The 23444-nt window shown below is 65.1% G+C and carries 16 protein-coding genes; 3 read left to right on the top strand and 13 right to left on the bottom strand.

The genetic code is table 11. The features are described from left to right. Positions 1-19: 19 nt before the first annotated feature. The 10 genes from QF819_08295 to QF819_08250 all read right to left on the bottom strand — a co-directional run bounded on the left by QF819_08295 (position 20) and on the right by QF819_08250 (position 15739). The gene (locus QF819_08295; GenBank protein ID MDP6803159.1) at positions 20-3634 is read right to left on the bottom strand and encodes a nitrate reductase subunit alpha; all 3615 of its coding nucleotides are present in this window, start codon (positions 3632-3634) and stop codon (positions 20-22) included. Between the two features lie 44 nt (positions 3635-3678). After that, on the bottom strand, positions 3679-4542 hold the full coding sequence (locus QF819_08290) for a cytochrome c (protein MDP6803158.1): 864 nt from the start codon (positions 4540-4542) through the stop codon (positions 3679-3681). A 210-nt stretch (positions 4543-4752) separates the two neighbouring features. Then, on the bottom strand, positions 4753-5814 hold the full coding sequence (gene prfA, locus QF819_08285) for a peptide chain release factor 1 (protein ID MDP6803157.1): 1062 nt from the start codon (positions 5812-5814) through the stop codon (positions 4753-4755). Then, positions 5811-6731, bottom strand: a complete 921-nt coding sequence (locus QF819_08280) for a DUF1385 domain-containing protein (GenBank protein MDP6803156.1) — start codon at positions 6729-6731, stop codon at positions 5811-5813. The genes prfA and QF819_08280 overlap by 4 nt, the downstream gene beginning before the upstream one ends. After that, entirely contained in the window at positions 6732-7025 is a 294-nt protein-coding gene (rpmE, locus tag QF819_08275) for a 50S ribosomal protein L31 (GenBank protein ID MDP6803155.1), read from the bottom strand. An 89-nt stretch (positions 7026-7114) separates the two neighbouring features. Next, the gene (gene rho / locus QF819_08270) at positions 7115-8368 is read right to left on the bottom strand and encodes a transcription termination factor Rho (protein ID MDP6803154.1); all 1254 of its coding nucleotides are present in this window, start codon (positions 8366-8368) and stop codon (positions 7115-7117) included. A 214-nt stretch (positions 8369-8582) separates the two neighbouring features. Beyond that, positions 8583-9629: a ketol-acid reductoisomerase gene (gene ilvC / locus QF819_08265; protein ID MDP6803153.1), complete on the bottom strand. Its 1047-nt coding sequence runs from the start codon at positions 9627-9629 to the stop codon at positions 8583-8585. Between the two features lies 1 nt (position 9630). Next, the gene (locus QF819_08260; GenBank protein MDP6803152.1) at positions 9631-10788 is read right to left on the bottom strand and encodes a tetratricopeptide repeat protein; all 1158 of its coding nucleotides are present in this window, start codon (positions 10786-10788) and stop codon (positions 9631-9633) included. Between the two features lie 218 nt (positions 10789-11006). Beyond that, positions 11007-13439 carry a primosomal protein N' gene (priA, locus tag QF819_08255; GenBank protein ID MDP6803151.1) on the bottom strand — a complete coding sequence of 811 codons (2433 nt, stop codon included), beginning with the start codon at positions 13437-13439 and terminating at the stop codon, positions 11007-11009. Then, a complete protein-coding gene (locus tag QF819_08250) occupies positions 13427-15739 on the bottom strand; it encodes a sulfatase-like hydrolase/transferase (protein ID MDP6803150.1) in 2313 nt (770 codons plus the stop codon). The genes priA and QF819_08250 overlap by 13 nt, the downstream gene beginning before the upstream one ends. A 298-nt stretch (positions 15740-16037) precedes the next feature. Here QF819_08250 and QF819_08245 point away from each other — a divergent pair, with 298 nt between their 5' ends. Genes QF819_08245 through QF819_08235 form a run of 3 tightly spaced genes read left to right on the top strand, consistent with a single transcriptional unit; the run spans position 16038 to position 19211 of the window. Further along, positions 16038-17258, top strand: a complete 1221-nt coding sequence (locus QF819_08245; GenBank protein ID MDP6803149.1) for a cytochrome c3 family protein — start codon at positions 16038-16040, stop codon at positions 17256-17258. Positions 17259-17292: 34 nt separating this feature from the next. Further along, on the top strand, positions 17293-18564 hold the full coding sequence (locus QF819_08240; GenBank protein MDP6803148.1) for a hypothetical protein: 1272 nt from the start codon (positions 17293-17295) through the stop codon (positions 18562-18564). Beyond that, entirely contained in the window at positions 18561-19211 is a 651-nt protein-coding gene (locus tag QF819_08235) for a cytochrome c3 family protein (GenBank protein ID MDP6803147.1), read from the top strand. Before QF819_08240 ends, QF819_08235 begins: the two co-directional genes overlap by 4 nt. Positions 19212-19242: 31 nt before the next feature. Here QF819_08235 and QF819_08230 read toward each other — a convergent pair whose 3' ends face one another. From QF819_08230 to QF819_08220, 3 genes are read right to left on the bottom strand one after another with little or no spacing between them, the layout of a single operon-like run. After that, on the bottom strand, positions 19243-19617 hold the full coding sequence (locus QF819_08230; protein MDP6803146.1) for a response regulator: 375 nt from the start codon (positions 19615-19617) through the stop codon (positions 19243-19245). Next, complete coding sequence (locus QF819_08225; protein MDP6803145.1) at positions 19614-22418, bottom strand: ATP-binding protein; 2805 nt, start codon at positions 22416-22418, stop codon at positions 19614-19616. The genes QF819_08230 and QF819_08225 overlap by 4 nt, the downstream gene beginning before the upstream one ends. After that, positions 22415-23350 carry a response regulator gene (locus QF819_08220; protein ID MDP6803144.1) on the bottom strand — a complete coding sequence of 312 codons (936 nt, stop codon included), beginning with the start codon at positions 23348-23350 and terminating at the stop codon, positions 22415-22417. The genes QF819_08225 and QF819_08220 overlap by 4 nt, the downstream gene beginning before the upstream one ends. Positions 23351-23444: the final 94 nt, after the last annotated feature.

Genomic DNA, 23444 nt, shown 5'->3' with positions numbered 1-23444 from the left:
CTTCCGTTACCGTGACGCACTAAAACACGACCTTTGTCATTTTCTTGACCGTGACATGCGTGTCGCGGTTCGGGGCGATGGGGCCCCAGTAGTTGAAGTGGTAGGTGAACTGTCCGTATCCGCCGCTCAGGAAGTTCGGCTTCAGGTGGATCCGGGTGAAGCTGTTATGGCCTCCGGCGCGTTTGTTCCCGCGCACCTGCGACTTCGGGATTCCCACGGTCCGCTCCGGAACATGGTAGACGATGCACACTCCGCGAGGCACACGCGCCGTAACCGCCGCGCGTGTGCAGAAGACTCCGTGATCGTTGTAGACCTCCACCCAGTCGTTGTCCTGAATGTCGAGGTCTGCCGCGTCTTCCTCGCTGATCCAGCATGGCTCGCACCCGCGTGACAGCGTGAGCATCCGGAGGTTCTCCATGTAGGTGGAGTGGATGTGCCACTTGCCGTGCGGGGTAAGGCAGTTGAGAACCTTGGCCTCGCCGCCTTCGAGCGTCTCCTTGAGATCGCCGTAGAGTTCCGGCTTGGGAGAAGGCTTGTAGGTCGGAAGATTCTCGCCGTATGCCAGGTACATCTCGTGGTCCAGGTAGAAGTGCTGGCGACCGGTGAGCGTCCGCCACGGCACGAGCCTTTCCACATTGTAGGTGTAGGCTGCGTACGCACGGCCGTCGTTCATGAGGCCGGACCACAATGGCGAAGTGTTGTATCGACGCGGTTGCGCCTGCAGGTCCGCATAGTTGATTCGGACATCCTGACTCCCGTGCGCCAGGTCGGCCAGCGTCAGCCCGGTTCGCTTCTCCGCGTTCTCATACGCCCGAACGGTCAACTCTCCGTTCGTGAGCGAAGATAGATGAAGCACGGCGTTCGCTGCGGATGTGTCTTCCTTCAGCGACGGCAGCGCGACCCCGTCCACCTGCTCCACCGGGAAGTGGTTCGAGGACACCATCTCGTCGTACTCGGGGGTGGCGTCGTAGCTGTTCCCGTGCGCTCCCAGACCATTGTCCCGGATCTTCTCCCCGAGGGAGATGAAGCGCTCGTACAGTTTTGTGTAATCCCGCTCCACGACCGCCAGTTTGTGCATCGTCTTGCCGGGAACGGCCTCGCATTCGCCGAGGTACCAGTCCCGAACTTCCGGCTGGCTGATTTCGTCTGCGGAATCGTGGGCCAGCGGAAGTGCCACCACATCTTTGTGCGCACCCGGCAGATACTTCGCGGCCAGTTCGCTGGTCTTCTTCGCGAGGTTGCGGAAGATCTCCCAGTCGCTCTTCGACTCCCACACCGGCGGGATGGCCTGCGACAGCGGGTGAATGAACGAGTGAAGGTCCGTGCTGTTCAGGTCCGCCTTCTCGTACCAGGACGCCGCCGGCAGCACGATGTCCGAATAGAGCGCAGACGAGTCCATCCGGAAGTTCAGGTCCACGATCAGGTCCATCTTCCCGGTCGGCGCCACCTCGTGCCACTTGACTTCCTGTGTGTGGTCTTCCGAATCCTTGGCAATGGCATTGGAGTGCGTGCCGAGGTAGTGCTTCAAACAGTACTCATGACCCTTCATGCTTCCCATGATGGCGTTGCCGCGCCAGATGTACCACACACGCGGGAAGTTCTCCGGTGCTTCCGGGTCGCTGACGGAGTACGCCAGTTTCTTCGACTTGAGCTGGTCGATGACGAAGCCCTTGATTTCCTCGTCTGTGCCGCATCCGCTGTCCGCGGCCTCGCGGCAAAGGTCCAGCGTGTTCCGCTGGAACTGCGGATAGAACGGCATCCATCCCATTCGTACCGCGCGGAAGATCTGGTCTGCCGTGTGCCGCCCCGTCCAGTCGTTGTCGGGCACGGTGTTGTACTTGGAGAACTGGCCGTCGTACCGGTACTGGCAGGTGTTGATGTAGTGCCACAGCGGGGCCTGCTGGAGGCGTGACGGAGCGTGCCAGTCCTTGGCGAAGGCAATGGAGCCCCACGAATCCATCGGCGCCAGCTTCTCCTGCCCGACATAGTGGTTCAACCCGCCGCCGTTGCGGCCGACGCAACCGGACAGCATCAGTGCCATGGCGCCCGCGCGGTACATCAGGTTCGCGTGGTACCAGTGGTTGATGCCCGCGCCGATGATGATCATGCACTTGCCCTGAGTCTGCGACGCGGTCGAAGCCCACTCCCGCGCAAACTGAACCACCGTCTTGGAGTCGACGCCGGTGAAGACCTCCTGCCAGGCGGGCGTATAGGCCGCGGTCTGGTCCGTATAGTCCGCCGGGTAGTCGCCGTCCAGTCCTCGACCGACGCCGTACTGCGCCATCGTCAGGTCATATACCGTCGTCACGGCCACACGGCCCGACTCCGTCTCCACATACTTCACGGGGACGCCGCGAAGCGCGGTGACATCCTTCCCGAACTCCACGAACTCCGCCTGAAGCACTTCGTCGGAGCCGTCAATGAACGACAGGAGCGGATCGTAGGGTGCGTTGTCGGCGGAGTTCTCCGCCTTCATGTTCCAGTGTCCCTGGTCCGCGTCCCACCGATGCCCGCTGGCGCCCTTCGGAACGACGAACGCGCCCGTCTTCGCATCGATGTTGAGGAACTTCCAGTCTCCGTTGGAGATGTCCCGGAAGTTCGCCACTTCCTTCGCGCGGAGAAGGCGGCCGGGCTTGTAGTGGTCCCCGTCCTTCTCCAGCTTCACCAGATACGGGCTGTCTGTGTACTTCTTCACATAGTCGAGGAAGTAGGGTGTCGCCTGGTCGTGGTGGAACTCCTTCAGGATGACATGCGAGACCGCCATCCAGAACGCGCCGTCGCTACCGGCGTGCAGCGGAACCCACTGGTCCGCGTACTTGCACACCTGGCTGAAGTCCGGCGCGAACACAACCGCCTTCGTGCCGTTGTGCCGCGACTCCGCGAAGAAGTGGCAGTCCGGAGTACGCGTCATGTTGAGACACGCGCCCATGTCCGCAATCATCTTGGAGTTGTACCAGTCCGCGCTCTCGCAGACATCCGTCTGCTCTCCCCAGATCTCGGGGAAAGCTGTCGGGAGATCGCAGTACCAGTCGTAGAAGCTCAGGTTGACGCCGCCGAACAACTGCAGGAAGCGCCCGCCCGCCGCGTAGCTCAACATGGACATGGCTGGAATCGGGGAGAAGCCTATCACCCGGTCCGGGCCGTACTTCTTCGCGGTGTGGAGGTTGGCGACCGCCATGATCTCCTCGACCTCTTCCCACGAAGTGCGCCGGAAGCCGCCCTTGCCGCGAGCCCGCGTGTATCGGCCGCGCGCCGATTCGTCCGCCTGCAGATTCTCCCATGCGGCGTACGGATCTCCGGTCTTCGCCTTCTCCGCGCGGAAAGCGTCCACCAGCGACCCGCGAATCAGCGGATACTTGATGCGGAGCGGGCTGTAGAGATACCAGGAGAAGGAAATGCCGCGCTGGCATCCGCGTGGCTCGTACGGCGGAAGCTCCCCTTCGAGCAGCGGATAGTCCAGTTGCTGGGTTTCCCAGACGACGATCCCGTCCTTCACATGGACCTGCCACGAGCACCCGCCCGTACAGTTCACGCCATGTGTGCTGCGAACCACCCGGTCATGCTGAAAGCGGTTTCGGTAGAACGATTCCCACTTGCGTGTCTCCGGAGAGACAATGTCCTTGATCCAGCTCATTGGCTTCCTCGTCCACTGGCGATTGAGGGTCGCGGCGCGTGCGCCTACTGCGACCGAACCTGGCGATCAAAAAGTTCCTGATTCATCGAACCCCGCTTGCGTCTCATTCCGAGCAGCCCGTACAGCCCGAAGAGCAATCCGGCACCCCCGATGCCGGAGTAGAGCAGGCGGAACCCGTAGTCCCGCGAAGGCTGGTCCATGCTCTGGCCGTCGACGACCTCCAGAAACGCGCTCAACGCGAATACCTCGTCCGCCTCCAGCGGGCGGCCGGAGTATGCGGTCTTCATGACGGGAAACGGCGGGCTGCCGAGGATGGCCTCGACACCGGGTGTTCCCATGCGCGTGAAGACGGTGGTGAGATCCTTCGCAAGCGTACCGCCGCCGATGACCGCGTCGTTCTGGACATGGTGGCAGGAGTTGCACGCGGGGCCGCCTCCGGCCAGTCGGGTCGTTCCCTGAAAGAGCCGACGCCCGAGCTCCACATCCGCCTCCGTGGCTGCCCTGGCCGGAGGGGGCGGGGCGGCCGGTTCGGCATCTCCCGACCCACCGGCTGCCTGCGCGATGTACGCAATCACGCCATCGATGGCGGCATCGTCCAGCGCGTTGTCCGGCATGGGGATCTTGTACTCGTCAAAGAGAGCGACGGCCTTGGCGTCTCCCTCGTCGACCATTTTCTGCGACGAGCGAATGAAGGAACGCAGCCACTCCGCGGAATGCCGGTCCTGCACGCCCGCAAGGTCCGGCCCCACCAGACGACCCCCGCCGATGGTGTGGCAGGCGAAGCACACGGTCTTGAATACCTTCTCTCCGTCCGCCTCAGTCTGGGCCCGGGAGGGGGGCGCGACTGCAACCGCAAGCGCCATAGCACCCGCGAGAAGGAGTCGAATCCCGACTCGGGAACTGGTCATGGTTTCCCCTCTCTTCCTAGAATCCAAACACATCGGGCAGTGCCGCCGCCGATGCTCTCAAGCCTGACCGCATATCGCGCGTATATCTCGGATGGGGAGTGTCCGCAATCCCCCATTTGTCGTCAAAGGATTTGTGTGAGTAGTGGGTCCATTTGTCCTGTTTTCAGGTGACCCGGCTGGGATCACCCGTTTTGGGGTGATTGTGGTCGATCAGTCGCCTCCCAGAATCTCCGCCACGACCTGCTGGCGCACGGCATCCACCAGTTCATCGAACTCTCCCGCCATCACCGCGTCGATACTGTGCAGGGAGAGGCCGATCCGGTGGTCTGTGACACGGTTCTGGGGAAAGTTGTAGGTCCGGATCTTCTCCGACCGGTCGCCCGAACCAATCTGGCTGCGCCGGGCCTCGGCGCGTTCGCTGGCGGCCGCCTCCCGCTCCTGGTCCAGCAGCCGCGATCGAAGCACTCGAAGCGCCTTCGCCTTGTTCTTGTGCTGGCTCTTCTCGTCCTGACAAGTCACGACCAGTCCGGTGGGTTCATGCGTGATCCGCACCGCGGAGTCGGTCGTGTTCACGCTCTGGCCACCCGGCCCCTGGGAACGGAAGACATCGATCCGAAGATCGTTGGGGTTGATGCTCACATCCACTTCCGCCGCTTCGGGAAGAACCGCCACCGAGACCGCCGAAGTGTGGATCCGGCCGCTTGTCTCCGTCGCGGGGACCCGCTGCACGCGGTGAACTCCGCTCTCGTAGCGCATCACGCCGAACGCGCCGTCCCCCTGCAGCGAGAAGGTGGCCTCCTTGACGCCGCCAAGTTCCGTCTCGTTGACCTCCAGCACTTCCGTCTTCCACTTTCGGCGGTCCGCAAAGCGCTGGTACATCCGAAAGACCTCGCCCGCAAAGAGCGCCGCCTCATCGCCTCCGGTCCCTGCACGGACCTCCACGATGGCGTTTCGGGAATCGTCCGGATCCTTGGGGACAGACAGAATCTTGAGCCGTGCCGCAAGTTCGGTGAGCTTCGGCTCCAGTTCCTCAATCTCCGCCGCCGCGAGTTCGGTGAGGTCCTCGTCGCCACTGTGGGCCACTTCGCGCGCCTCGGTGAGGGCCGCATCCATGCGCTCCCACTCGGCAGCGGCCTGCGCCAGTTCCTCCAGATCCGCGCGTTCCTTGCCGATCTCGCGCAGTCTGTCGATGTTGGAAGTCACGGACGGATCCGCGAGCATTTCCTCCAACTCGCGGAACCGGGCGAGTCCCTGCCGCGCCCGCTCGTTCATGCGGGGCCGCCTGCATCGCCTTCGTCGGTGGGCCGCCCTCCGGCCAGTGCGGCCCGAAGCGCCACGACCGCAACTTCCAGTTGGGTGTCGTCCGGAGGCGCGGTGGTCAGGAGTTGGAGGCCCATGCCGGGCGCAGCGAGCGCTCTTCCCGCAAAGGTCTCACGGAAACGCGCGGAGAGCCGAATCACCTCGTACGAGATCCCGGCGATCACCGGCACCCACGCGATCCGCGCGAGTCGCTCGGCGACGCCCTCCGGTCGCCCGAGAACCGAGAACACGAGAATCGACACAATCATCACAAAGAAGAGAAAGCTGGTGCCGCATCGCGGATGGAGGCGCGATCGGGTGCGTGCGTTTTCCACGGAGATGGGAACTTCGGCTTCATAGTTGAAGATCGTCATGTGTTCCGCCCCATGATACTGGAACACGCGACGCATCTCTCCCCAACGCGTAATGAGGAAGAGGTACGCGAAGAAAATAACCAAGCGGAACACCCCATCGACGAGATTGTAGGGGATGCTGCCGCGAACGCCGGTCAGGTCCGTGAGAATGAGCGGAACATAGAAGAAAAGACCCAGGCCCAGCGCGAAGGAGAACACCATGACCACACCGAAGAGAAGTTTCTCCCACGGGCTGGTCTTCTTCGCGGCCTGACCCTCTTCGCGCGACGCCTCCTCCGCGCTGTACATGAGCGAACCCGTCCCGATGATCAACGACTCCACCAGCGTCACGGCCCCCCGCAGAACGGGGAGACGGAGAAGACGGAAACGCCGCGTCAGTGGCTCATGGTCCCGATATCGCACGGAGATTCCACCGTCGGGGCGACGCACAGCCGTCGCCACCCCCCGGGGGGCGCGCATCATGACGCCTTCGATGACCGCCTGTCCCCCAACGAGCGACTGTGGTGCCCTGGGCATCTACTCGCCCGAAGCCGGGGTCTCCGGCGATGCGTCCGCGGCAGGCGCGTCGGCAGTGGGAGTGTCCGCGGCAGGCGCATCCTTCTTGCCGGCCTCGTACTTGGCAAAACGCTTCCGGTAACGATCCACGCGACCTGCGGTATCAATCAGTTTCTGCTTGCCAGTGAAGAAGGGGTGGCACGCAGAGCAGATGTCCACCTGAACATCGCCGACGGTCGATCGGGTCTTGAATGTGTTTCCGCAGACGCAGCGGACCTCACACTCCTGGTATTCCGGATGAACTTCTGCCTTCATCGTAAACTCCCTCGGGTTGGGACGCCGCGTCGCGCCGTCCGGCCTTGGATGATGTTCCGCCCGCCCGTTCGGCGCGGGCCGCAATATCGTCAACTCCCGGTTGTCATGCTCTCCATGAACTTCTTGTTGTTCGGGTACTGGCCGAACCGCTCAACCAGGAACTCCATCGCCTCCACGACATTCAGTTCGTTGAGGTACTTGCGGAGAATCCATGTGCGGTTCATCTCCGTCTCGTCGAGCAGTAGTTCTTCCTTCCGGGTTCCGGAACGCTGAAGGTCAATCGCGGGCCAGATCCGCCGATCCGCGAGTTTTCGCTCCAGCACCAGTTCCATGTTCCCGGTTCCCTTGAACTCCTCGAAGATCACTTCGTCCATGCGCGATCCCGTCTCGATCAGCGCGGTGGCAATGATCGTCAGGCTGCCGCCATTCTCGATATTCCGCGCCGCGCCGAAGAAACGCTTCGGGCGCTGGAGTGCGTTTGCGTCCACTCCGCCGGAGAGGATCTTGCCCGAATGCGGAATCACCGTGTTGTGCGCACGCGCCAGTCGCGTGATGGAGTCGAGGAGAATCACGACATCCTTCTTGTACTCTACAAGCCGACGCGCCTTCTCAATGACCATGTCCGCCACCTGCACATGGCGCGTGGCCGGTTCATCAAAGGTGGAACTGATGACCTCGCCGCGGACGCTGCGCTGCATGTCCGTGACCTCTTCCGGCCGTTCATCAATGAGCAGCACGATGAGGTGTACTTCCGGATGGTTCGCGGAAACGGCATTCGCGATCTTCTGGAGCAACACCGTCTTCCCGGTACGGGGCGGCGCGACAATCAACCCTCGCTGGCCCTTCCCGATCGGGGAGAGCAGATCCATGATCCGCGTGCAAATGTCCTCTGAGTCATGCTCCAGAGCCACTCTTTCATCCGGGTAGAGCGGCGTCAGATTGTCGAAGAGTGTGCGGTGGCGTGCGGCCTCCGGATTCTCGAAGTTGATGGCCTCGACCTTTAGAAGCGCGAAGTACCGCTCGCTCTCTTTCGGGGCGCGAACCTGTCCGGAGATGGTGTCGCCCGTCAGCAGATCGAAGCGTTTGATCTGCGAAGGGGAGACATAAATGTCGTCCGGTCCCGGGAGGTAGCTGTAGTCCGGCGATCGGAGGAACCCGTAGCCCTCATTCAGAATCTCCAGCACGCCTTCGGCGAAAATCAGGCCGGACTTCTCGGTCTGCGCCTCCAGGATCTTGAAGATCAGCTCCTGCTTGCGCAGTCCGGAAGTCCCCGGGATGTCCAGTTCGTTGGCCGCCTCAACCAGTTCGGCCATCGTCTTGGTCTTCATGTCCGCCAGGTTCAGCCGGGCTTTTCGAGAATCCGCGGGGGGTTTTTTTGTGCGGGGCATGATCTTCGCTCTCTGGTGGGGTGTGGGGAGTCCCGTGATCACAGAACTCGCGAGGGTGATTTCCGGAAGGTGCTCCGGGCCGGGGAAGGTGTGAACAAACGGGAGTGGGCGGGTTCCGGTCGGTCGCCCCCGACGGGCAGCTTCAGATCCCACCGAATCGGCAGCTATACTAGATTTCGGGGTGCCCCGTGTCAACCTCTGCGGGGTCGTCACGGTCGGCGTCTCCCGCGGGACCCAGTTCCGCGCGAACCCGTCGTCCGGCCGCCTCCATGGGGTGCTCCCTCTCTCGCCGGGTAAGGTCCTCCAGGCGCCCCCCCCCGGACTCCTGCTCCTGCTTCCATTCCGCGGCAAAGGAGCCGGTGCGGATCTCCTCCAGTGCGGCACGCATCTCCGCGCGGGCATCCTCCCCGACGATCCGCGGACCGCGCGTCAGCCCTCCGTAGCGGGCCGTGGTGCTGATGGCGCTTCGCATTCCTGCCGGGCCGTCGCGCGAGACGAGTTCGAGAATCTGCCGCAACTCCTCCACGCAGCTGTAGTACGCCACTTCGCCGGAGACTCCCGCCTCCACCAGCGTCTCCCACGCCGCGCGCATCAGTTCCACCGCGCCGCCGACCAGCACCGCCTGCTCGGCGAAGAGATCGCTCACGACCTCCTCCTCCAGCGTCGTCTCAATGAGCCCCGCCCGCGTCAACCCGATGGCGGCGGCATACGCCAGGGCACGCGCCTCAGCAGTCCCCGTGAAGTCCTGTACCGCCGCAAAAAGCCCCGCGAGTCCTCCCCCTTCCAGAAAACGCTCTCGAAGCAGCGACCCCGGTCCCAGCGGACATACGAGCGCGGCGTCGAGGTCTTCGCGAAGGAGGCGGGGGTGTTCCCGCAGCGTGAATCCGTGCGCGAAAAGGAGCAGTGTGCCCGGAGCGGCGTGGGAGCGAATGGGGCCGTTCAGGAGTTCGGCCTGGACTTCGTCCGGGACGAGTACGGCGAGAATGTCGCATTCGCCCAGATCCGTGGCGCGAAGCACCGGGAAGCCCGCCTCGGTCACCGCCGCTTCAGACGGCCCGCCGGCGCGGGGGAGCACGCGCACCGCCACACCGGAGTCCCGCAGGCACTCCGCCTGGGCCCGGCCCTGATTCCCGAAGCCGAAAACCCCGACTCTCGCCCCGGTCAGGTGCGCGGGGTCCGCGTCCCGGAGGATCCGTGCGGGGCGCGGGCGCGCCATGCTACTCCTTCGCCTGGTCCAGTTCCAGTTCCTGTTCCTGTTCCTTCGCCTGTTCCAGTTCCTGGAACTTGAGGAGCATCTCGGAGGCCTCCTGCTTCAAACCCATCTTCGAGTACGCACGGGCAAGAATGCGATAGTAGTCCTGAACTTCCCGATTCGCTTCCACCAGCGGGAGCAGCGACTGGACGCAGTCCGCAAACTGCTCCTGGTAAAGGAAGCAGATGCCCCGATTGTAGAGCGCGTCCGACCAGAGATCCTCTCCGGTGCCCTTGAGTTCGTCCGCGACGGCACCAAACGCCGCCGCAGCAGCCGCGTATTGATCCGCCTGATAGAAACCCACGGCGACATTGTAGAGACTGACAACATTCTGGCGGTCCATTTGGATTGCCTTGCGGATGGCGACCAGTGCGTCCGTCAGATTCCCGGCGTCGAACTCAATCTCCGCCAGCGTGGCATACGCGCGGTCGCTCTCGGGATTCAGCGCAATCACGCGCTTCAGTATGTCCCGCGCCTCCTGAGCCACGGCGGCAACCGCAGCCGTCGAATCTCCGGCCGCAGCGGCAGCCGAAGTTTCCCGCCAGGCATCCACGAGCGTCCATGCGGTTCTTTCCAGCGCCACCAGGTTCTCCGGCTCCACGCGAAGCGCGCTCCGGTAACTCTCCAGCGCGGCAGCCTTCTCGCCCAGTTGCGCCTGCGTAAACGCGAGGTTCAGGTACGCGTCCACCTTGATGGGATACACCCTCGTCGCATGCAGAAACGCCGCCATCGCCCCTTCGTTGTCCTCTTTTTCGAGAAGCTGAATCCCGCCGTTGAACGCCCGTGCGTAAGTGTTCTGAAGTTGGTCCTCCACCTTCTTCGCAAGCTTCCGCGTCTTCTTGTCCCTGCCGTCGATCCGGTCCAGGAGCCATGAGTTGGCCTCCCAGGCTTCGTCAAAGCGCCCCGCCTCACGAAGGGCCCACCCCGCGTAGTAGTAGGTCTCCGGATTCTCCGGTTCCTCCTCCATGCACTTCAGGCAATACGGGACGGCCTGTTCCCATTCTCCTTGCGTCTTGGTGTAGTACTTGCAGTTCGCCAGGGCGGACTCCGCAAGCGCCGTCGCGGGAAGAAGAAGTGAGACGAGAACAATCGACGCGAGAACCGCGTGGCCGAGCCGGACCATGAAAACCGCTCCTTGGCGTTGCGGGGATGGAATCCCCGAAGAACTGAATCCGCATGCAAAAGCCTTGCGGCACCTTATGCAACGGCCCCGGCAATCGTCAAGGGCGGGCCCGGAGAGCGGAGGCGGGCAAGGGGGAGGGATCGTCGGATCCTCTTGGTGCCACACGACTTGCCCGCCCGGTGTGGGCCGGTGGGGGGGGAGACGCGGAACCCGCCCCCTCACAGCATGCTCACCGGGTCCACATCCACCTGCACCTCGACATCCGCGTACCCCGCAATGGCGCCACGCGCGGCCAGGGCAACCCGGCGCACATCCGCCCGGCGGCGACCCTTGACCAGCAGGTGGAACCGGTGCTTCCCGCGCACCTGCGCGATCGGGGCGGCCGCCGGACCCAGCACAACCGTCCACTCCGCGCACTCCTGCACGCGCACGGCCATTCGATCGCGCACGACTTCGGCCGCGCCCTCGGTGCGCCCCAGGTTCGGGCCGCGCACGAGGATCGCCGCCAGTTTCGCGAACGGCGGGTAGCCCATCGCCTTCCGCTGCTCCATCTCCGACTCGCGGAATGCCGCGTCGTCGTGCGTGCGCGCCGCCGCAAGGCACGCGTGTTCCGGGCAGCGCGTCTGGATCAGCACCTTTCCGCCCAGTTCACTCCGCCCCGCGCGCCCCGCCACCTGCGCCAGCAACTGAAAGGTGCGCTCCGCGGAGCGGAAGTCCGGCAGATGCAGCCCGGTATCGGCGTTGATCACGCCGACCAGCGTCACGCGCGGGAAGTCCAGCCCCTTCGCGACCATCTGCGTCCCGAGCAGCACATCCACCTTCCCGTCCAGGAATGCGCCGAGGATCTCCTCGTGGGCGCCGCGCCGCTGCACGGAATCGGAGTCCAGCCGCGCGAGATGCATCTTCGGGAATCGCTCGCGAAGATCCTCTTCGATCCGCTGGGTTCCCGCGCCCCGGTACACCAGCGTCCGAGCGCCGCACGCCGCACACGCGTCCAGGCGCGGCTCTTCGTGATCGCAGTAGTGACAGCGAAGCGTCCCGTCGGACTTGTGGAAGGTCAGCGACACATCGCACGCGCCACACCGAACCGCCATCCCGCAGGTGACGCACTGCACGAACGGACTGAATCCTCGGCGATTCAGAAAGAGAATGGTCTGCTCGCGACGCGCAAGGCGTTCGCCGATCGCCTCCAGAAGTTCCCCGGAAAACGCCCCGCGCCCCCCGCGCTGGTCCACGAGTTCCACCTCCGGCAGAGGCAACGCCGACACACGCGAGCCCAGGCGAAGGAGGCTGAACTTCCCGCCGCTGGCGCGATGCCAGGTTTCGAGATCCGGCGTCGCCGTTCCCAGCACGACGGTCGCCCCGGCGCGACGGGCGCGCTCGATGGCGACATCGCGGGCGTGGTACCGGGGTGCGTCTTCCTGCTTGTAGGCGCCGTCGTGTTCCTCGTCGATCACGACCAGACGCAGGTTCGGAAGCGGCGTGAACACCGCCGAGCGCGGCCCGAGTACCACATCGTAATCGCCACGACGCGCCCGGAAGCGCGTGCGTCGGCGCTCCGCATCCGTGAGTCGCGAATGCAGCACCGCCGCCCGGCGACCGAATCGGCCGCGCACGCATGACACCATCTGCGGCGTCAGGGTGATCTCCGGCACAAGGAGAATGGAGTGGCCGCCGAGGCGCCTCGCCTCTTCCATGGCGCGGAGGTAGACCTCGGTCTTGCCGCTGCCGGTGACCCCGTGCAGGAGGAAGGTCTGATGGGTGAGCGAGCCCAGCGCGCCGGTAAGCGCGCCAATGGCGGACGCCTGCTCCGCATTCGGTTCATGCCGGGAGACGGTGACGAAGTCGGCGGCGTCCTCCGTCTCCCACTCCCCGAGGCGCACGCGCACCAGTTTCTTCCGCGTGAGCGCGCGCACCGCACCCCGCGCGCCGGCGACCGCCTCCGCAAGGTCGCGCAGCGGGATGTCCCCACCGGCTTCGCGCAGAAACTCGACGCATCGGTGCTGCACGGGAGCGCGGCGTGCCAGTTCCTCCCCGGCTTCCGCGTCTCCGGCCAGCGCCACCACCTTGATGCGTGGCACCGACGACGCCCGGGAGACCGCCCGATCGGTCGCCAGAATCCGCTTCGACCGGATGAGTTGCTGCACGACCGGCCGAAGATCCGCCACACGCATCCCAAGCCGCTTTGCGAGCAGGAGCGTCGACAGTTCCCCTTCTTCGGCGACTGCCGCGAGAGCGCGCTCGGCGGGGTCGGATTCTTCGGAGGTGCCGAAAAGGGTGGTCGCCACCGGAGCCCCCAGCCGAAGCACCTTTTCCCGGCGCGGCGCCGTGTGTCCCGGCAGCATTGCGCGAAGCGCATCGCCCCAGGAGCAAAGCGTCCGCTCGGCAATCCACTTCCCGAGATCGAGCATCTCCCCGTCGAGAAGCGGGTCATCGTCCACCAGTTCATGGAGGGAGCGCAGTTCTTCCGGCGGGTCCGGTGGATTCATGGCAACGACAAAGCCCGTCAGCGTGCGACCCGCACCGAACGGGACCGCCACGCGGCATCCCACGCGTACGCTGCGCTCCATGCTCTGCGGGACACGGTATGTAAAAGCTGGCGGGTCCAACACCGGGACCGGGAGCGCGACGCCCGCCGTCAGCGTGCCCACTCGGCCACCTCCGGCACGCTCCCCAGATCGGGCCGTTCGGCAAGCGCCGCCCGGACATGTGCGCGGCCGTCCGCCTCCCGCCCTGACTCCGCCAGCGCAATCCCCAGATGCGCCCGCACTTCCGCGTCCCGCGTGGCCTCCCAGGCGCGGCGCAGCGGTTCCACCGCCTCCGTGGGCCGCCCGGAGCGGATGGCCGCCCACCCCAGCGTGTCGAGAATGGCCGCGTCGTCCGGCTCCTTCGACGCCGCCAGCCGCGCCAGCCGGTAGGCTTCCTCCGGGTCAAAGACCGCCCGGTGGTCCGCGAGAATCCATGCCAGGTTGTTCGCGATCCCCGCGTCTTCGCCGGACGCGACAAGTCCCCTGCGAAGCGTCTCCACCGCTTCCGCGGGCCGCCCCATCGCCGTCAGGATCGATGCCCGCCCGGTCACGGCCCCGGCGAACCCCGGGTCCGCCGAGATCGCCCGGTCGTAAGCGGCAAGGCCCTCTCGGGCACGCCCCGCGTCCTTCAGCGCACGACCGAGGTCCGCCAGAGCCTCCGCCGAGGAATCCGCCGCCACCGCACGCTCCAGCGCGGCAACCGCCCCTGCATGATCTCCCGTTTCCGCCAGGAGGCTCCCGGCCATCCTCCATGCGCGTGCGTCCGTGGGGTTGGCTTCGGCCGCCCGTTCATATGCCTCCGTCGCGCCCGGGCGGTCTCCCGTGCGAAGAGCCGCCTCCCCGATTCCGAGCCAGGCCGCGGCATCCCGCGCGTCGAGCGCCACCACCTTGCGCCACGCGGCCTCCGTCTCCTCCCATGCCTCCGCCCGCCGCCAGAGCTGCGCCACCTTGCGAAGCACCGGCAGGTCCCCGGGGATGGCCGCATCCATCTCCGCCGCGACCGCCTTCGCCTCGGCCGTCTTCCCCGAAAGAATGAGCTGCGGCAGCTTCTGAAGCAGCGCGAAGACCGTGACCCCGTCCTTCGGGTCCGGGCCGCGGAAGGTCCACAACGCCGCCTCTGCCGCCGGGGCCGACGACGCGCCCACCCCTCCGACATACCCCAGCCCCTCCAGTTGCTCCCGCGCCGCCTCGTCCACAATGGCCTCGACCGCACCGAGCGCCCCCCCGCGCGCCGAATGCTCCCACAGTTCCGCACGAAGCGCGCGGGCCTCTCCCGGGTGCCCGGACAGCACATTTCGTGTCTCGTGGGGGTCCGCCGTCAGGTCGTAGAGTTCCGGCCGCGGCGCATCGATGTACTTCCAGCCGCCCTTCCGAATGCTCCGGCTGCCCTCCCAGTCGAAGTTGAGCCGGGGAAAGAGCGCCTCCGCGAAGATCGCGTCGGGGGCGGCGTCGTCTCCGCGAAGAAGCCCGGCCGCGCTCCCTCCATCCAGCCCGGAAGGGACCGGCACGCCGACCAGTTCCAGAAGCGTCGGGGCAAACTGCACCAGCGACACGGGATCTTCCACGCGGACCCCCTCCGGCACGCCCGGGCCCGCCATGATCCACGGCACGCGGAGCGCGGAATCGTAGACGAAGAAGCCGTGCGAGGGCTCCTCGTGCTCACCGAGCGACTCCCCGTGATCCGCGGTCACCGCCACGAGAAGCCTCGACCTCACCGCCTCCCCGAGACCGCCGAGCAGCCGCCCGAGCTGCTCGTCCACGAACGCGATCTCCCCTTCGTAGGGGGCGTCCTCATAGCGGGACGCGATGTGTGGCGGCGGCTCGTACGCCTGATGCGGGTCGAAGAAGTGGACCCACGCAAAGTACGGCTTTGTCCCGGCCGCCGCCTGTGTCATCCACGGCAGCGCGAGGTCCACCACCCGATCCGCGGTCCGCTGGTCGGAATAGAGCCGGTTCAGGATGTCCCCCTCCGGAAGGTCGTCCGCGAGGTCGTCCTCGTAGAGGTCGAAGCCCTGCCCGGTGCCGTAGCGGCTCTCCAGCGGAACGGCGGCAAGAAAGGCGGCGGTGGACCAGCCCTCGTCGCGAAGAATCTCGGGAATCGTCCGGGCCTCCCCGGGGAGGCGGCCGGCCCCGTTGTCGCGCACGGTATGCCTGTCCGGATAGAGCCCCGTGAGAATGGAGCAGTGGGAGGGCAGCGTGACGGGTGCGGTCGCCGTGGCGTCCAGATAGGCCACGCCCCGCCCGGCCAGACCGTCAAGGGTCGGGGTTTCGCAGAGCGTGGAGCCGTAGCAGCCAATCCGGTCTGCCCGGCAGGTGTCGATCGTCACCAGGAGAACCCCCGGTGGCGCTTCCTTCCGGCCACAACCGCAAAGTGCCAGAAAGGCGGCCACAAGGACGATTTCGACCTGAATGCGCGTCTTCACCCGATTTCCCTCCGGCCAACTCTCAGGCTTCGGCCCGGGTCGCAGGCTATCGCGGAACTCCCCGGGGAACCAGCAGGAAACCCAAATGTCGCCTGTTTCGGGTCCCCGAGGGCGGTTCGGACCGTTTCCTGATTATCTTCATGTTCAGTGACCTTCACTCACAAACACGCCCTGACGCTCTTTGTGGAGAAGGGGACCTTGTAATCGACAATTCGGTGTCGAGTTGTGCCTGTGGGGGTCGGGGCCCCGGTGTCCGCAGGGTGGTATTCCCAAAATCTGCCTCAGGGGAGGTGGTTTCATGCTGAATCGTTGGTTGCCCTGTCTTCTGGTTCTGCTCGTTGCGGCGTTCGTGGCCGGATGTGCAGACAATGATGACGATTGCATCACGCCGGACCCGGTTCCGGCCATGGACTACGCGGGCTCGGCAGCCTGCGCAACGTGTCACTCCGACACATCTTCGGCAGGTCGCGCCACCGGCAGCGACGAGTACGATCGCTGGGTTGAGTCCGGCCATCCGTACAAGCTGACGAAGATTGACGGTGTGGCTCCGACGGACAAGTTCCCGACCTTCTCTCGCTATCCCAACGATCCGGTCGACCCGCCCACGGGCACATGGGCCGACTACAGCTACACGATCGGTGGATACGGCTGGAAGATGCGCTGGGTCAAGAACGACGGATTCATCCAGACCGATGTCGGCAGCAATCAGTACAACTTCGAGAGCGGGGCCTACTCGGACTACCATGTCGGTGAGGAGAAGCCGTACAACTGCGGCAAGTGCCACACCACCGGTTGGGTGGACTCCGATGACGGCGACGCCACCAACAACCAGGAAGGCATGGCTGGAATGACCGGAACCTTCGTGGCTCCCGGCGTCCACTGCGAGGAGTGCCACGGCACCGGTTCGCAGCATGTCTCCGACCCGGAACTCTTCCCGATGACCGTGGATGCCTCGTCCGACCAGTGCGGACGCTGTCACACGCGTCATTCCACGCAGAAGATCCAGGTCAGCAGTGGCTTCATCAAGCACCACGAGCAGTACGACGAATGGCTGCATTCGCCGCACAAGGGATATGCGGGCTGCAACGACTGTCACGACCCGCACTCCTCCGTGGTCTTCGACGACGAGGCGCTCGGCATGGGCGTGACCACGACCTGTGAGGATTGCCACTCGGAAGTGGTGACGATCGCGGGACACGATCTCCTCTATCCGGGGACGGTCGGGTGTACGGACTGCCATATGCCGGAAGCCGCCAAGAGCGCGGTCAAGGAGAACGACTACAACGGAGATGTGATGTCGCACATCTTCCAGATCAACACGGATGCGGTCGGCAAGGACGCCATGTTCTATGATGACGGCGGCACCACTTTCGTGGTCGTGGACGAGGGCGGCGTAGCCTCGGTCACTCTTGACTTCGCGTGCCATGGTTGCCACCAGGATTCTTCCGGTACGGGAGGCCTCGGGTCCATGAAGACTCTGGCGGAACTCTCGGCCCAGGCTGTGGGAATCCACGACTAGGACAAACTGAAACCCGTTTCACGGATGTGTCCGGTTGCGATCGTCAGGACCCGGTAGACTTCTCACCGTCGCCCTGGCGATCGCCCTGGGAGGTGGCGCGGCCCATGCCGCGTCGCTCTCGGGGACCGCCGCCACGACTCTGTACATTCTGGAAGACGGATCCGGATCGGATTCCGGAACACGGACCCTGGCCTATCAGAGACTCGGCATTTCCGTGCCGGGGCTGGGCCGGGGTCTTTCTTTTCGCGGGTCGCTGGTGTCCCGCAACGACCTCTCCGAGGGAGACCCCTCTCTCACGAAGACCCGCATTCATCATGCGGCGCTGCGGTACCGGTCCGCGGACAGCGGCGTCCGGGCCGCGCTTGGTCGCCACTATGTCCACGCGGGGGGAGGATCGGGCGTAATCGACGGCGTGTCGGTGCGCGTCCGTGCGGGATCCCGCGTGAACTTGCTCGCCTACGGGGGAACGCTCGGCCATGAGGAGCGTACGGAGTTGCTCCTTCTCTCCCGGGACGAGGGGTCGCGCTGGGGATTCTGGAGCGCTGCGCGGGTCGCGGGGGCGCTTCGCCTGTCGGGCGGGGTTGAGACGGTCCGCCGGGACGCGGAGACCACGGAACGCAATCTGGACACGCGCGCGGACTACCGCTTCGGGCGTGTGGCCTCCGCGTATGCCGGGCATCGTTACGACATGGAGTCCGAAGAAGCCGTGGAGACCTACTTCGGCGGAACGGTGCGTCCGGCACCGCACCATCGCGTGACGCTGGCGTACCGGGACCGCGCTCGACCCGAGATCGTCGGGGGCTACTTCGCCTCGCTGTTCGCCGATATCGAACCCGCCGCCTTCCGCCGCATGAGCGCCGCGTGGAGGTGGTCCGTGGATCGCGATCTTTCCCTCTCCGCAAACTGGGTTTCCTCCATCCGCAGCACGGACGATGAGCGGTCCGACATCGCACGCGGCACGGTGTCCTGGAAGAACTGGTCGGTGGGTTACCGCGCCACCCGGGGAATCGCGGGCGACCGAAACGGTCTCTTCGGGTCAGTCCGAAGGAACCTCCGGCCAGGGCTCGATGTCCGTGCCACGGCCAATCTTCAATCGTATGAGCGCGGCACCGTGGTGCCCGTGGAAGACGGGGCCGCCGCCTTCGCCCTGGCCGCGGATTACCACGCTTCGGATCGGCTGAAGTGGAACACGCGCCTGGAGTACCTCAACAACGACCGGCACCCCTATGCGCTGCGGTTGCTCTGTGGCGTCACCTGCAACTTCGGCATCCCGGACGACGGGAAGAACGGGAGGGCCGGACGATGACCGGACGACGCAATCTCCGCATCGTCGGAGCTCTGCTCGGTTCCTTCGCGTTTGTTTTCGCGGCCGTTGCGGAAACGGGAACCCCCTTCTCCCACGATCTCCACGCCGTGGACAACGAAATCGATTGCTCTTCGTGCCACATGGATGCGGACGCCGGGAGGCTTCTCCCTGTTTCGCGGGACGGGTGCGCGGACTGCCACGAAGGAGAACACCTTCCTGATCTGCCAATCTTCTCGGGGGGTGCGCCATCCAGCCATCGCGGGGATTTCCTCTTCACCCACCGCCTGGACGCCGTGGGGCCGGATGCGGCGGACTGCGCGGGGTGTCATGTCGATGAGGAGTCGTGTACGGAATGCCACCTCGGGGAGAATGTCGAGACGCTCTCCCACCCGAGGAACTTCCTCTTCACGCACGCGGATGAAGCGCGGGGCGGGTTCACGGACTGCGGTGCCTGTCATGACGAACGGAGCTTCTGCCTGGACTGCCATGCGGGAAGTGGTGTTCGACCGCCGGACCACCGGTCGCTGGACTGGGTGAACCCGGGCCTGCCGGACGGCGGGCTGCATTCAGACGAAGGCCGGGCCGACATTGCCTACTGCGCCACCTGCCACACGGACGCGGAACCAACCTGCACCCTGTGCCACTGACAGAGCGCGGACTGAGCGCGTGGGGTTTGCCCTATGCGCTCAGCAGTCCGTGGATGCGGTCTACCAGGCGCCCGGGACTGAACGGCTTCGTGATGTAGTCGTCCGCGCCCGCTTCGAGTCCCTGCTTCTGGTCGGTGTCGCGGCCGCGCGCGGACAGGAGAATCACCGGCGTCGCCGAGAGATCCGGATCGCGCTTGATCTGGCGGCACGCCTCAAACCCGTCCATCTTCGGCATCATCACATCCAGCACGACAAGATCCGGCCGATCTTCCTTCGCGCGGAGGATGGCCTCTTCGCCGTCTTCGGCGGTGATGACCTCGTACCCCTCCGCACCGAGACTGAAGTCCAGAATGTGCAGAATGTAGTTCTCGTCATCGACGACGAGTATTTTCCGTTTCTCGTTCATGACCCGCTCCCGTGAGATTGGTTGGTTCCTTCGCTTCCGTTCGCGTCCAGCACGCGCGCTAGAGCCTCCACGACGACGCCATCGTATTTCGTTCCCACGCCCTCGCGCAGTGTGTTCAGCGCCCATTCCCGATCCTCCGCTTTGCGGTGCGGCCGGTCCGAACGAAGCGCGTGGTATGCGTCGACCACGGCGAGGATCTTCCCGCCCCTCGGAATGCGCCCGAGAGGCAACCCGCGCGGGTACCCGCCGCCCTCTCCTTCGTGGTGGGAGATGACGATGTCGAACACATCCTGCAGGAACTCAATCGGGCGAAGGGCTTTCGCGCCTTCTTCGGGGTGACGCTCGACAATCTCCCGGCCGCCGGACCCCAGTGGTGTGGAGCGCCGGTAGATGCCGTCGGGAATCTTCGCCATGCCGATGTCGCGCATCATCCCCGCGTAGTGAATCAGCGATGCCTCCCGGGGCGGGACATCCAGTTCACCACAGACGGCAAGAAGCGTCCGGTCGAAGTCGCTGCCGCTGGGGTGGTAGTGCCGACGCACATCGATCACGCATCGAAGCGAGTTCTCCATGTTGCGCAGCGACTCCGGAGACCGTGCGTGCTCGCGGATCTTCCCGAGAATGAGTGCCACGCGTTCGGACAGAAGTTCCACGAGTCGCCGGTCGTGCTCGGTGAAGGTGTCGCCGGTGCGCTTGTCGCACACATTGAGTACGCCGACGACCCGACCGCCGATCTTCACCGGCGTGGAGAGCACCGACTTTGTGCGGTAGCGTGTCGGATGCGCGGACTCGAAGCGCCCGTCCACCGCCAGATCCGGAATGAGAAGTGTCTCGCCGGTCCGCGCCACGACGCCGCAGATCCGTTCGCCGATTCCCACGCGTACATCACGCACGACCTCGACGGGGAGCCCCACTGCCGCGTGAATGTGCAGTTCCTCCGAAGACGGGTCGGTGAGCATCAGCGACACGATGTCCACGCCCATCACTTCAGAGATCATCTCAACAATGAGTTCCGGGATGCGGTGCGTCTCTTCCGGTTCCATCTCCACGATTCCAGCGACGGGTCCGCACGCCGTCGCCCGTCTCGACGGGAGCGACACGACGAAACGCGCTCCGCCCCCCTCTTCACTTTCGGCCCAAATCCGCCCGTCGTGCCAGGTGACGATTCTCCGGCAGATGGCCAGACCCAGCCCGGTGCCCCCGGCCTGCCGGGTGTTGGACCCGTCCACCTGATAGAACTGTTCGAACACCAGGTCCAGTTGGTCGGCTGGAATCCCGGCACCGCTGTCTTCCACGGAAATCCTCACCGAAGCGCCGGACTCGTCCACGCAGAGGCGAACCTCGCCACCCTCCGCCGAGAACTTCACCGCATTCTCCAGCAGGTTCACCACCACCTGCTTCAAGAGGTCCGCGTCCGCGTGGACCATTGCCTCGATCGACTCGGGGAGCACGAGGCGCACTCCGGCTTCGTCCGCAATCGGCCGGATCACATCGGCGGAACACGCCACCACATCGCCCAGCGCAATCCGACGGCACGCCATGCGCATGCGGCCCGATTCCATCGTCGCGAGATCCAGAATGTCGTCGACAATGCGCGAAAGGCGATCGCTCTCCCCGCGAATGACATCCAGGAAGCGGGTGCGCGTGGTCGGGTCGTCCCAGGCTGCCGTATCGCGAAGCGTTTCCGCATACGCGGAGATAGAAGTCAGCGGCGTGCGGAGCTCGTGAGAGACCGCGGCAATGAAGCGTGACTTCATGCGATAGATCTCGTTCAAGTGTTCGTTTTCGGCACGGAGTTTCTCCAGGTCGCGATGGCGTAGGCTCTGCGCGGTTCCCGACTCCAGCGAGAGAGATGCCAGCGTGGTCCACCGGCGGAGCGACTCCACCGCGCCCTGCGCGTCAGGCGCCCCGGATAGCAGGATGAGAATGGCCCCGTCGGGAAGCGGCCGGGCCTCGTTGCCGAGGCTCGCCACGAGCATGTCTCTGGCGACCGGACACGCCCCGGTGCGCGATCCATGCGCCACCCATCCGTATCCGGACCACCGGGGAAGCCCGCCGAGCCACTTCGGAAAACCCTCCCCGCGCCGGGCACTTCCCGGAAGTTCGGGCGGGCCGCCGCGTCCGCATCCGTTTCGTGTGCCCACGCCCGCCACTTCGCGATACGCCCCGTCTTCGGGGCGAAGCACCCACGCCGACACGCCCGCCACCCACGGAAGGCGCGCCACGCCGTTCACGACTCCACGCGTCGCGTCCGCCGCGTCTCCGCCGCGCACGAGTGCCTCCAGTATCTCCAGCGACCGCTCCAGTTCGTCGGTGAACCCGGTGGCGCCATCCCGGAGGCTTTGCTCACCCTCGCGGCGAACCTCGCGGACCAGTGCACGCCCGGCATGCACCAGGAACCGTTCGATCGCCTCCGGGTCTCCTTCAGTCACCACCGCGCCGACCGCGTGCCCCGCCGGCCCCAGAGGCACCGCATAAAGCCCCGCGCACTCCACGGTTCGTGCCTCGTGAACCGCCCGGCGCGCCAGTTTCTCCTGCTCTGCAAGAGTGTCCGACCCCGACCGCTTCACCGACTCGATCCCGCTCCCCACGCAAGTGAACTCCTTGTCGCCCCGGGCCAGGAAGATCGCGCCCGGACCCACCCCCGGAACCGAGGCCAGCGTCTGCCGCATCAGTTCCACCACGCGCCCCGAAGACTCCGCAAGTTGCAGATTCCCCTCCTGAACCTCCAGAAAGTGCTTCCACAACCTCTCCGGTCCGGAGAGCAGCCACGACCCGTCCGCGTTCGATGCCTGTGTCATGAGTCCCCTCTTCGTTCCCGGACGACAATGCTCCCGGTCATGGTTTTTCCGTATCTCTTGAGTTCTGACGCAATGTCGGCCAAGCGGCCGATGTGCCCGACTTCGCCCTTGTCGTTGGTGACGACAGCGAGCGTGATTCCGAGCGACTGGACCTTCATGATCTCGCCGGATCGCCGCCGGATTCGCAGGAACCCGCGTTCCAGGTCTTCCGCGTCCATGAGGTCTTTCCGCGCTTCGTCGAACTTCGCGACCACCGTCCGTGCAATCTCATCCGCACGCTCGGGCACCGTCATGATGACAAAGTCATCTCCGCCGATGTGCCCCACGAAGTCGCCCTGCTCGCCGTGCTGCAATACGGCCTCGGTGAGAATGGCCGCTGTGGCGCGAATGGCTTCGTCGCCACGCGCATACCCGTAGTAGTCGTTGTAGGCTTTGAAGTTGTCGATGTCGGTATACAGAAACGCGAACGGCTTCTTCGACCCGAGTCGCTCCGTCAACTCCCGCTCGATGGACACATTCCCCGGAAGCCCGGTCAGCGGATTCGCCTCTCGCTGCGACTCACTCCACTGGAGGACATTCTTTACGCGCACCAGAAGTTCCGGCATGGCGAACGGTTTTGTCATGTAGTCGTTCGCGCCGTTCTTCAACCCCTGGAGCTTCTCGCTGAGTTCCCCGCGCGCGGTCAGAATGATGATGGGAATCTGACGCGTGTCGTGCCCGTCCCGCAGGTGTCGGCACACTTCGAAGCCATCCATCTCCGGCATCATCACATCGAGAAGCATCAGGTCGGGGGGGTCTTCCCGCGCCATCTGGAGCCCCGCCGCGCCGTCCCGGGCGCACCTCACCTGATACCCCGCGCCCTCCAGTTGGAACTTGAGGATCTCACGGATGGGCGGTTCGTCCTCCACCACGAGGATTCGGGCTGTGTCCAAGGTTCCGGCTCTCCTGTGTCGCGCAGACGGGGACTACGAGGTCTCCTCGTTGCATCGGCATCTGAGGGCGGCATTGGGAGAATTTTCGCAGCGA

The organism is Gemmatimonadota bacterium (assembly GCA_030747075.1).
In the GTDB taxonomy this organism is placed as follows: Bacteria; ARS69; ARS69; order ARS69; family ARS69; genus ARS69.
The sequence above is the reverse complement of the archived record's forward strand: the minus strand, read 5'-3'. Positions and strand labels throughout refer to the sequence as shown.